Genomic DNA, 11,217 nt, shown 5'->3' with positions numbered 1-11,217 from the left:
ATCAAGAGCGACTCGCTTCGCATCGTGGTTACGGTTGGGCGCTACAGAGTTGTGTAGATACCTATGGCTACCGGTTAAAACGCTCCACCAGCGAGTACTGGGTATTGGCGGTATGCGTCAGCTCTTCACTCAACTGCGCCGAGTTCATCGCCTGTTCCGAGGTCTGGTCCGCCAGCAGCGCAATCGTGCTGATATTGCGGCTGATCTCTTCAGCAACCGCGCTTTGCTCTTCGGTCGCGGCGGCGATCTGAGTGGTCATGTCGGTAATATTGGCCACCGCTTCACTGATGCCCACCAGCGCCTGATCCGCTTCCATCACCCGTGCCACACCTTCTTCGGCCTGACGATGCCCGGCGTCCATGGTTTGCACGGCAGCGCTGGCGGTGTGCTGCAGCTTGGCGATCAGGGCATGGATCTGCCCGGTCGACTCAGTGGTGCGTTGCGCCAACTGGCGCACTTCATCCGCCACCACCGCAAACCCACGGCCCATCTCGCCGGCACGCGCCGCTTCGATGGCGGCGTTCAACGCCAGCAGGTTGGTCTGGTCGGCGATACCTTTGATCACATCCACCACACCGCCGATTTCGTCGCTGTCCTTGGCCAGTTGCGTGACGGTCACGCCCGTCTCGCCTACGGCCACCGACAGGCGCTGGATCGCCTCGCGGGTTTCCCCGGCGATATCGCGGCCACGGCCGGTCAGGCGATTGGCTTCCTGGGTGGCATCCGCCGTGCGCTGCACATGGCTGGCGACTTCCTGGGTGGTCGCCGCCATCTGGTTGACCGCCGTGGCGACTTGTTCGGTCTCCACGCGTTGACGCTCCAGGCCGCTGGAGCTGTTGTGCGCCAGGGTGTTGGACTGCGCCGCCTGATCGTTGAGGTGTTCGGCAGTGTCCTGCAGGCGGGTGAGGCAGGTCTTCAGGCGCGCTTCCTGGCTGAGGATCGACATCTCCAGGCGCGCCTGGGCGCCACGGCTGTCGGTGTACATCTGCGCGATCAGCGGGTCGGAGGTGGTCTGCTCGGCCAGGCGCAGCAAACGCTTGAGGCCGCGCTGCTGCCAGCTCAGGCCGAGCAGGCCCAGCGGCACCGACAGCCCTGCCGCCAAGGCAAAGCCCCAATGGGAAGTGAGGGTGGCGCCGATCATGAAGCTCAACTGGCTGACCAGGATAAATGGCAGCCAGTCCTGCAGCACCGGCAGCCACTTGTCCCGCCGGGGAACGGCCGACTTGCCCTGGTTGATGCGTTGATAGAGCGCTTCGGCCCGGCGTATCTGCTCGGCGGTGGGCTTGATGCGCACCGATTCGTAGCCGATTACCTGGTTGCCGTCGAAGATCGGCGTCACATAGGCGTTAACCCAGTAGTGATCACCGGTCTTGCAGCGATTCTTGACAATGCCCATCCATGGCAAGCCTTGTTTGAGCGTCGACCACATGTGCGAGAACACCGCCGCCGGAACATCCGGGTGACGCACCAGATTGTGCGGGGCACGGACCAGTTCGTCGCGGCTGAACCCACTGATTTCGACAAAGGCGTCGTTGCAGTAGGTAATCACACCCTTGGCATCTGTGGTGGAGATCAACCGTTGCTGGGCGGGGAAGGTACGTTCGCGCTGGGTAACGGGTTGGTTATTACGCATGATTGTTCAATCCGCAAGGCTTTCAGGGGTTATCGGCCATTGCGGGCGTTTATTTAACTTATATTTGTAATAATCCCGCGACGAGTGCCGCGGGAGGTCAGGAATGCTCGCGGCTCGCGCCTGCTTTTTGTGGCCGCAACACCAGCCACAACGCCCCTGCAATCAACACCCCGCCATACACGTGGGCCATCGACAGCGGCTCGTCCAGCAGCAACGCGCCCCACAGTACGCCGAACGGCGGGATCATGAAGGTCACGGTCATCGACTTGACCGGACCGATGGATGACAGCAGGCGAAAATACAGAATGTAGGCAAAGGCCGTACACACCAGGCCCAACCCCAGCAACGACATCCACACCTGCCAGCCACCCCAGCTTGCCGGCGGCTGAGTGATGGCGCTGTAAGCGAACAACGGCAGCAAAAACAACGTCGCGCCGAGCATGCTGCCCAAGGCTGACAGGCGACTGTCCAACCCGCCGCGCTGATCCAGCCAGCGCCGTGCGAGAAATCCGGCAAAGCCATAGCAGGTGGTGGCCAGCAAGCACGCCAGCGCCCCCGTCAACAAATCCAGGTCAAATGCCACCGGGCCCGCCCGGGTCAGCACGCCCACGCCGAACAGGCCCAGGCACACCCCGGCGATTTTCGACGGCGTCAGGCGTTCACTGAAAAACATCCCGCCAATCAGTACGCCCATCAATGGCGTAGTGGCGTTGAAAATGGCCGAGTAACCCGCCGGCAGTACCTGCGCGGCTACCGAATACAGGGTGGCCGGAATCCCGGAGTTGATCACGCCCAACAGCAGCACGGTCTTGAACTTGCCCTGGAAGTCCCAGCTCACGCGCATCATCGAAAGGATCACCAACAAGCCGGCGGCAGCGATCGATACGCGGAAAAACGCGGTCGGCACGCTGCCGATTTCCGGCGCGATGATGCGCATGAACAGGAAACTCGCACCCCAGATGGCGGCCAGTCCCAGCAAGTACAGGGTGTCGACAGGTTTCACGGAAAACTCCTACGCAATCAGGCGGCGGAGTGTTGCCCAGCGTTACGGTTGGCACAATCGCTAAGTAGCGTCGCCAATGAAAATCGGCCTTCTCCTGCCTCGGTTCACTGGCTAAGCTCAGGGCTTCCCGCAACCCGTTCGAGGTTTTCCGCATGTCGCAGCCCGCCCTCGCTATCGCCCGGATGATCCTCGACGGTTTCGACGACTACCGTGAGCACTTTCGCCAGATCACCGATGGCGCGCGCGAACGTTTCGAAAAGGCCCAGTGGCAGCAAGGGCAGGCCGCTTCGGCGGCGCGCATCAACCTCTACGAAAAGAAGGTGGGGGAGGTCACGGCGCGTCTGTGCGCCGCGTTCGATGCGGGCGTGTTGCAGGACATCGAACGCTGGCCGCTGGTAAAAAGTGCCTACATCGGCCTGATCGACCTGCGCTTTGACGACGAGCTGTCCGAGACCTGGTACAACTCGGTGTTTTGCAGCGTGTTCAGCCATGACCTGATCAGCGATGGCTGCATGTTCATTCATACCACGCGGCCCAGCCAGCAGCGGGCGCGGGCTGCGCAAACCCGCACCTACACGCCTGCCGGCAAGATGGGGGACATGCTCGCGCAGATTTTCGCGGACTACCGCTTCAGTGAGCCTTACGCCGACTTGCCTGCCGACCTGCGACGCCTGGAAGCGCAACTGCGGGACAACCTGCCGGACTGGGTGTGCAAAGACCCGGACCTGCACGTCGAGCTGTTTTGCTCGGTGCTTTACCGCAATAAAGGCGCCTACCTCGTCGGACGTATCTACACCCGCGATGAACAATGGCCGTTGGTGATCCCGTTGCTGCACCGCGAAGGGCGGGGAATCCAGATCGATGCGTTGATCACTGATGAAGCCGACGTGTCGATCATCTTTTCCTTCACCCGGTCGTACTTCATGGTCGATGTGCCGGTACCTGCGGAGTTCATCGGCTTTCTCAAACGCATCCTGCCCGGCAAGCACATTGCCGAGCTGTACACCTCCATCGGCTTTTACAAGCACGGCAAGTCGGAGTTCTACCGCGCACTGATCAACCACCTGGCGACCACCGATGATCAATTCATCATGGCGCCGGGCGTGCGTGGCATGGTCATGAGCGTGTTTACCCTGCCGGGTTTCAATACCGTGTTCAAGATCATCAAGGACCGTTTCTCACCGTCGAAAAACGTCAACCGCGCCACGGTGATCGAGAAGTACCGGCTGGTCAAAAGTGTCGACCGGGTAGGGCGCATGGCCGATACCCAGGAGTTCGCCGACTTCCGCTTTCCCTTGAGCAAGTTTGAGCCCGAGTGCCTCGCCGAGTTGCTGGAAGTGGCCGCCGGCACCGTCGAAGTGGAGGGCGACAGCGTCCTGATCCGCCACTGCTGGACCGAACGGCGCATGACCCCGCTCAACCTCTACCTCGACAACGCCAACCCCGCCCAGGTGCGCGAAGCCCTGGAAGACTACGGCCTGGCGATCAAGCAGCTGGCGGCAGCGAATATCTTCCCAGGTGACATGCTGCTCAAGAACTTCGGCGTCACCCGTCACGGCCGGGTGGTGTTCTACGACTACGATGAAATCTGCTTTCTCACCGAAGCCAACTTCCGCCACATTCCCACGCCGCGCACTCCCGAGGATGAAATGGCATCGGAACCCTGGTACTCCATCGGTCCGCTGGATGTGTTCCCCGAGGAGTTTCCACCGTTCCTGTTCGCCGACGCCGGCCAGCGCAGGTTGTTCGATGAGTTGCATGGCGAGTTGTATGACGCCGATTACTGGAAGGGCCTGCAGGAGGCGATACGCGCAGGCAAGGTCATCGACGTATTCCCCTATCGCAGAAAAGACCCCCTGTAACGCATTCCCTTGCGGGAGGGGGTTGCCCCCTCCCACCGGTTTGACCTGCCAGATGAGCGGCTTTTCTGCCACACTTGTTGGCCGCGTATAAATAGATGACCGTCGAAGTAGCTGATGACTGACCAAGCCCCCACCCTCGACCAACTGCTCAACACTCTCGATCACGCCATGCTCGCCGACCGCCACCGCTTGCGCCGGCAGTTGCTTGAGCTGCGCAAGAAGCCTGACGAGGAAAAGCTGGCGCAGTGGGTGGCGCGCATGCAGGCGTCCTGCGCCCAGGTCACGGCGCGGCGTGCGAGCCTGCCGGTGATTCGTTACGACGACAGCCTGCCGATTGCAGCCAAGCGTGACGAGATCAAGGCTGCGCTGAACAAGCACCAGGTGCTGATCATTGCCGGCGAAACCGGTTCGGGTAAAACCACCCAGTTGCCGAAGATCTGCCTGGAAATCGGCCGTGGTCAATACGGCCTGATCGGCCATACCCAGCCACGCCGGATCGCCGCGCGCAGCGTTGCCAGCCGTGTCGCCGAAGAACTGGCCACGCCGCTCGGCGCGTTGGTCGGCTATCAGGTGCGCTTCGAGGACCAGAGCGACTCCAATACGCTGATCAAGCTGATGACCGACGGTATTCTGCTGGCGGAAACCCAGAACGATCGCTATCTGGAGCGCTATGACACGATCATCGTCGACGAAGCCCACGAGCGCAGCCTGAACATCGACTTCCTGCTCGGTTACCTCAAGACGCTGTTGCCGCGCCGACCCGACCTGAAAGTCATCATCACCTCGGCCACCATCGACCTTGAACGATTCTCCAAGCACTTCGACGATGCGCCGATTGTCGAGGTCTCGGGCCGCACGTTCCCGGTCGACACCTGGTACCGCCCGCTGACCCTGGAACAGGACGAGGAGGGCAACCGCGTCGAGGACGACCTCACCGTCGACCAGGCGATCCTCGCCACCCTCGATGAAATCGCCGCCTATGAGCGCAGCGAACGACGCAGCCCCGGCGATGTGCTGGTGTTCCTGCCCGGCGAACGCGAGATTCGTGACGCCGCCGAGATGCTGCGCAAGGCCCAGCTCAAGCACACCGAGATCCTGCCGTTGTATGCGCGCCTGTCACCGGCCGAGCAACAGCGTATTTTCCAATCCCATCCGGGCCGCCGCGTGGTCCTGGCGACCAACGTCGCGGAAACCTCGTTGACCGTGCCGGGCATTCGTTATGTGATCGATAGCGGCACCGCGCGCATCAGCCGCTACAGCTACCGCGCCAAGGTGCAGCGCCTGCCGATCGAGGCGATCTCCCAGGCCAGTGCCAACCAGCGTAAAGGCCGTTGCGGCCGGGTCGAGCCGGGCATCTGCATCCGGTTGTACAGCGAAGAAGACTTTATTGGGCGCCCGGAATTTACCGACCCGGAAATCCTGCGCACCAACCTCGCCGCTGTGATCCTGCAGATGCTGCACCTGCGCCTGGGCGAAATCACCGACTTCCCGTTTATCGAACCGCCGGATGGCAAGGCCATCAGCGACGGTTTCAACCTGCTTCAGGAGCTGTCGGCGGTGGACCGCAACAGCCAGCTCACGCCGTTGGGCCGCCAGCTGGCGCGCCTGCCGGTGGACCCGCGCATGGGCCGAATGCTGCTCGAAGCCGCCAAGCTGGGCAGCTTGCAGGAAGTGCTGATCGTCGCCAGCGCCATGTCGATCCAGGACCCGCGCGAGCGTCCGCCGGAGCGCCAGCAGGCCGCCGACCAGGCCCATGCGCAGTGGAAAGACGCGGATTCGGACTTCGCCGGGCTGGTCAATCTGTGGCGCGGCTTTGAAGAACAGCGCCAGGCACTGACCGCCAGCCCGCTGCGCAACTGGTGTCGAAAGAACTTCCTCAACTACCTGCGCCTGCGCGAATGGCGCGACTCCCATCGCCAGTTGAGTTTGATCTGCCGCGACATGCAGTTGACGATCAACAAGGAACCGGCCGATTTCCCGAAATTGCACAAGGCGGTGCTGTCCGGCTTGCTCAGCCAGATCGGCCAGAAGACCGAGGACGGCGACTACCTGGGCGCGCGTCAGCGGCGCTTCTGGATTCACCCTTCTTCGGGCATCGGCAAGAAACGTCCGCAATGGCTGATGACCGCCGAACTGGTGGAAACCACCAAGCTGTATGCGCGCATGGTGGCCAAGATCGACGCCGACTGGATCGAACCGCTGGCCGGGCACTTGATCAAGAAAAACCATTTCGAGCCGCATTGGGAGAAAAAGCGCGGCCAGGTGGTGGCGTTTGAACAGATCACCTTGTTCGGGCTGATCGTGGTCGGACGCCGGCCGGTGCATTACGGGCCGATCGATCCGGTGGTGTCGCGCGAGCTGTTTATCCGCGAAGGCCTGGTGCGTGGGGAAATCCAGTCGCGAGCCAAGTGCCTTGCGGCCAACCAGCAACTGCTGGAGCAGCTCGACGAACTGGAAGCCAAGGCGCGCCGACGCGACATCCTGGCCGACGAAGAAACCCTCTACGCCTTCTACGATGCGCGCCTGCCGGCAGAGATCCACCAGACGGCGACCTTCGACAGCTGGTACAAGGTCAACAGCCAGAAAGACCCGCAACTGCTGATCATGCGCGAGGAAGACGTGCTGGCCCGCGAAGCCAGTGAAGTCACCGCCGCGCATTACCCCGACACCTTGCACCTGGGCGACCTGGCCCTGGCCTTGAGTTACCACTTCGAGCCCAACCACCCGCGTGACGGCGTCACCCTGCGCGTGCCGGCGCCATTGCTGCCGGCATTGCCGGCCGAGCGTCTGGAATGGCTGGTGCCGGGGGTAATCGAAGCCAAGTGCATCGCTCTGGTGCGCAACTTGCCCAAAGCACTGCGCAAGAACTTCGTGCCGGTGCCGGATTTCGTCAAGGCGGCGCTGCAGCGCATCGAGTTTGGCCAGGGCTCGCTGCCCCAGGCGCTGGGCCGTGAATTGCTGCGCATGACCGGTGCGCGGGTCAGCGACGAAGCCTGGGCCGAGGCGGCGCAGCAGGTGGAAAACCACCTGAAGATGAACCTGGAAGTGGTTGACGGCCAAGGCAAGTTCCTCGGCGAAGGCCGTGACTTGGCAGAGCTGACGGCGCGTTTCGCCGAGGCCAGCCAGGCGGCACTGGCGGTTCCGCAAACTGCGAAAAGCCAGCAGCCGGTGGAGGCCAAGGTGTTTGCGGCGGTCGCTGAGAAGACCCAGCAGAACATCGCCGGCCTGTCGATGACGGTATACCCGGCGCTGGTGGAAGAAAACGGCACGGTCAAGGAAGGGCGTTTCTCCACGGCCGCCGAGGCCGAATTCCAGCACCGCCGTGCCTTGCAGCGCCTGTTGATGCAGCAACTGGCGGAACCGGCGAAATTCCTGCGCGGCAAATTGCCGGGGCTGACCGAATTGGGCCTGATGTATCGCGAACTGGGGCGCATCGATGCACTGGTGGAAGATATCCTGCTCGCCAGTCTCGACACCTGCGTACTGGAAGGCGAAGCCAATCTGCCGCGCGATGGTGCCGGGCTGGCCGCGCTGGCCGAGCGCAAGCGTGGCGGCTGGACCGAACACGCCGAGCGTCTGGCGCGCCTGACCCTTGACGTGTTGAAACTCTGGCATGGCCTGCAAAAACGCTTCAAGGGCAAGATCGACCTGGCCCAGGCGGTGGCGTTGAACGATATCAAGCAGCAACTGAGTCATCTGGTGTACCCAGGGTTTGTGCGCGAGACCCCGGCGCAGTGGTTCAAGGAGCTGCCGCGTTACCTCAAGGCCATCGAGCTGCGCCTGGAAAAACTGCCGAGCCAGGTGCAGAAGGACCGTGTGTGGAGCACCGAACTGAGCGGCCTGTGGGCCCAGTACCAGAACCGCCTGAACAAACACACCCAGGAAGGCAAGCGCGATCCGCAACTGGAGCTTTATCGCTGGTGGTTGGAGGAATACCGGGTGTCGTTGTTCGGCCAACAGTTGGGGACCAAGGTGCCCATATCCGACAAGCGATTGAGCAAGCAATGGAGCCAGGTAGAGCCCTGAAACATTCCCGGTTTCCTGAACTGAACAGGGTCAACTGTGGGAGGGGGCTTGCCCCCGATGACTGAGTGTCAGCCACTGATGTCTTGACTGATAAACCGCCATCGGGGGCAAGCCCCCTCCCACATTGTGAGCTGTGTGCAGCCGGACTATCGAGGAAATTTCCGACAAGGATCTGGGTCCAGTACCGCAGCAAGCAACTGGTAACACGGTCCCACTGTGGGAGGGGGCTTGCCCCCGATGACTGAGTGTCAGCCACTGATGCCTTGGCTGATACACCACCATCGGGAGCAAGCCCCCTCCCACATTCATTGTGAGCTGTGTGCAGCCGGACTATCTAGGACATTTCCGACAAGGATTTGAATCCAGTACCGCAGCAAGCAACTGGTAACACGGTCCCACTGTGGGAGGGGGCTTGCCCCCGATGACTGAGTGTCAGCCACTGATGCCTTGACTGATACACCGCCATCGGGAGCAAGCCTCTTCCCACATTTAACGGTGTCTGTCCGGGAGATGGCGCCAAACCCCGGTGTTTGTGGCAAACTTCGCGCCCATAAATGCCGGGATCGTCGTAGCAGCGACGCGATGGAATTAAAGCGTTGCCAGTTTGATGCCCGCTGGACGGAATCAAACGACCTACAGTTTGGTACGACGGTACCAATATCTTCTGCCTGACAGATTTAGAGGAACGACCGTGCATAACGTCGTCATCAGCGGCACTGGCCTGTACACCCCGGCCAACAGCATCTCCAACGAAGAGCTGGTGCAGTCTTTCAATACCTATGTGCAGCAGTTCAACAGCGAAAACGCTGCGGCCATCGAGCGCGGCGACGTGCAGGCGTTGACTGAGTCCAGTGCGGCGTTCATTGAAAAGGCCTCGGGCATCAAGAGCCGCTTCGTGATGGACAAGGACGGCATCCTTGACCCTCGGCGCATGGCCCCACGCTTGCCCGAGCGCAGCAACGACGAATGGTCGGTGCTCTGCCAGATGGCCGTCGGCGCTGCCGAGCAGGCCCTGCAACGCGCCGGCAAGACTGCCGCCGATATCGATGGCGTGATCGTCGCCTGTTCCAACCTGCAGCGTGCCTACCCGGCCATCGCCATCGAGGTGCAGGAAGCCCTGGGTATTGAGGGCTTCGGTTTTGATATGAACGTGGCGTGTTCCTCGGCCACCTTCGGGATCCAGAATGCCGCCAACAGCATCCAGCTGGGCCAGGCCCGGGCGATCCTGATGGTCAACCCGGAAGTCTGCACCGGTCACCTGAATTTCCGTGACCGCGACAGCCACTTCATCTTTGGCGATGCCGCCACGGCGGTGATCCTCGAGCGGGCCGACCTGGCGACCTCCGAGCACCAGTTCGACGTGGTGAGCACCAAGCTGCTGACCAAGTTCTCCAACAACATCCGCAACAACTTCGGCTTTCTCAACCGCACCGCGGAAGAGGGCGTCGGCGCGCCGGACAAATTGTTCGTGCAGGAAGGCCGCAAAGTGTTCCGCGATGTCTGCCCGATGGTGGCCGAGTTGATTGGCGCGCACCTGGCGGAAAACCAGCTGGGCGTCACCGATGTGAAGCGCTTCTGGCTGCACCAGGCCAACCTGAGCATGAACCACCTGATCGTGAAGAAACTGCTGGGCCGCGAGGCCTCGGTGGAAGAGGCGCCGGTGATCCTCGACACCTACGCCAATACCAGTTCGGCAGGCTCGGTGATTGCGTTCCACACGTATCAGGACGACTTGCCCAAAGGCGCCGTGGCCGTGCTCAGCTCGTTCGGGGCGGGCTACTCCATCGGCAGCGTGATCCTGCGCAAACGCTGATGGCGGAGCGGGTCTGCGCGTTTACAGTGAGGTGTTGAATGGCAGCAGCGGACGACACGCATCTGCTTGAACGCCTGCTCAAGGGTGAGCAGCGGGCCTACAAGGAGTTGGTCACCACGTACCAGAGTGCGATGCGGGCGGTGGCCTATGCCATCGTCGGCCAGCGGCATGCCGATGAGGTGGTGCAGGATGCCTGGCTGTCAGTGGTCCGCAACCTCGCCAGGTTCGAAGGGCGTTCCAGCCTGAAGACCTGGCTGCTGACGATCACCGCGAACGCCGCCAAGGGCCGCTACAAGCAAAATCGTCGGGAGGTGTTGCTTGACGATCTGCCATCTCCCCATGGAACCATCGGTGATGAACGCTTTACGCCTGACGATGGGCACTGGGCCGTAGCGCCGTATGCCTGGCACCAGGACACGCCGGAAGCCTTGCTCACCGAAGAGGAATTGCGCAACTGCCTGGAGCACACCCTGCTGAGCCTGTCCGAATTGCAAAGCAGCGTGCTGGTGCTGCGTGAACGCCAGGGCCTGGAGCTGGAGCAAATCTGTAATCTTCTGACGCTCTCACTCTCCAATGTGCGTGTGCTGCTGCATCGGGCACGGCTTAAAGTCTTTGCCACAGTGGAGCATTTTGAGGAAACGGGCGAATGTTGACGTGTAAGGAGCAAGTGGCGCGTTCCAGTGACTACCTCGATGGGCAATTGACCTTTCGTGAGCGTCTGCTGGTGCGTCATCACTTCATGTTCTGTCCGAACTGCCGGCGCTTTATCCGTCAGATGCGCCTGATGCAGGCGACGTTGCGGATCATGCCGGACGAGCCGGTGAAGGATGCGGATGCGCTGGCCGAGCGGCTCGCGGCCGAGCGGCGTAAAGATGTGTAG

At 61.8% G+C, this 11,217-nt stretch carries 7 protein-coding genes; 5 read left to right on the top strand and 2 right to left on the bottom strand.

From position 1 onward, the window contains the following. Positions 1 to 67: 67 nt before the first annotated feature. Complete coding sequence (locus BFP90_RS06330; RefSeq protein WP_065894410.1) at positions 68 to 1,633, bottom strand: methyl-accepting chemotaxis protein; 1,566 nt, start codon at positions 1,631 to 1,633, stop codon at positions 68 to 70. Positions 1,634 to 1,730: 97 nt separating this feature from the next. Further along, a complete protein-coding gene (locus tag BFP90_RS06325; protein WP_065894409.1) occupies positions 1,731 to 2,636 on the bottom strand; it encodes a DMT family transporter in 906 nt (301 codons plus the stop codon). 152 nt (positions 2,637 to 2,788) lie between these two features. On the opposite strand from BFP90_RS06325, the gene aceK reads away from it, so the two are divergent. From aceK to BFP90_RS06300, 5 genes are all read left to right on the top strand, one after another. After that, positions 2,789 to 4,498: a bifunctional isocitrate dehydrogenase kinase/phosphatase gene (gene aceK / locus BFP90_RS06320; protein WP_065896267.1), complete on the top strand. Its 1,710-nt coding sequence runs from the start codon at positions 2,789 to 2,791 to the stop codon at positions 4,496 to 4,498. A gap of 114 nt (positions 4,499 to 4,612) precedes the next feature. Further along, positions 4,613 to 8,524, top strand: coding sequence for an ATP-dependent RNA helicase HrpA (gene hrpA / locus BFP90_RS06315; RefSeq protein ID WP_065896266.1), 3,912 nt, complete (start codon positions 4,613 to 4,615; stop codon positions 8,522 to 8,524). A 691-nt stretch (positions 8,525 to 9,215) separates the two neighbouring features. After that, positions 9,216 to 10,337, top strand: a complete 1,122-nt coding sequence (locus tag BFP90_RS06310) for a beta-ketoacyl-ACP synthase III (RefSeq protein ID WP_065894405.1) — start codon at positions 9,216 to 9,218, stop codon at positions 10,335 to 10,337. A gap of 38 nt (positions 10,338 to 10,375) precedes the next feature. Next, complete coding sequence (locus BFP90_RS06305; RefSeq protein WP_065887905.1) at positions 10,376 to 10,990, top strand: RNA polymerase sigma factor; 615 nt, start codon at positions 10,376 to 10,378, stop codon at positions 10,988 to 10,990. Further along, positions 10,984 to 11,217, top strand: coding sequence for an anti-sigma factor family protein (locus BFP90_RS06300; protein WP_065894403.1), 234 nt, complete (start codon positions 10,984 to 10,986; stop codon positions 11,215 to 11,217). Before BFP90_RS06305 ends, BFP90_RS06300 begins: the two co-directional genes overlap by 7 nt.

The organism is Pseudomonas sp. 24 E 13, assembly GCF_900004715.1.
GTDB classification, from domain to species: domain Bacteria; phylum Pseudomonadota; class Gammaproteobacteria; order Pseudomonadales; family Pseudomonadaceae; genus Aquipseudomonas; species Aquipseudomonas orientalis_A.
This window is presented reverse-complemented; position numbering and strand designations above follow the sequence as displayed.

What these genes read in the sequence shown, in the direction of transcription:
- BFP90_RS06305 (WP_065887905.1), top strand. Translation starts at nt 10,376, where the DNA reads ATGGCAGCAGCGGACGACACGCATCTGCTTGAACGCCTGCTCAAGGGT.
- BFP90_RS06330 (WP_065894410.1), bottom strand. Translation starts at nt 1,633, where the DNA reads ATGCGTAATAACCAACCCGTTACCCAGCGCGAACGTACCTTCCCCGCC.
- BFP90_RS06300 (WP_065894403.1), top strand. Translation starts at nt 10,984, where the DNA reads ATGTTGACGTGTAAGGAGCAAGTGGCGCGTTCCAGTGACTACCTCGAT.
- aceK (WP_065896267.1), top strand. Translation starts at nt 2,789, where the DNA reads ATGTCGCAGCCCGCCCTCGCTATCGCCCGGATGATCCTCGACGGTTTC.
- hrpA (WP_065896266.1), top strand. Translation starts at nt 4,613, where the DNA reads ATGACTGACCAAGCCCCCACCCTCGACCAACTGCTCAACACTCTCGAT.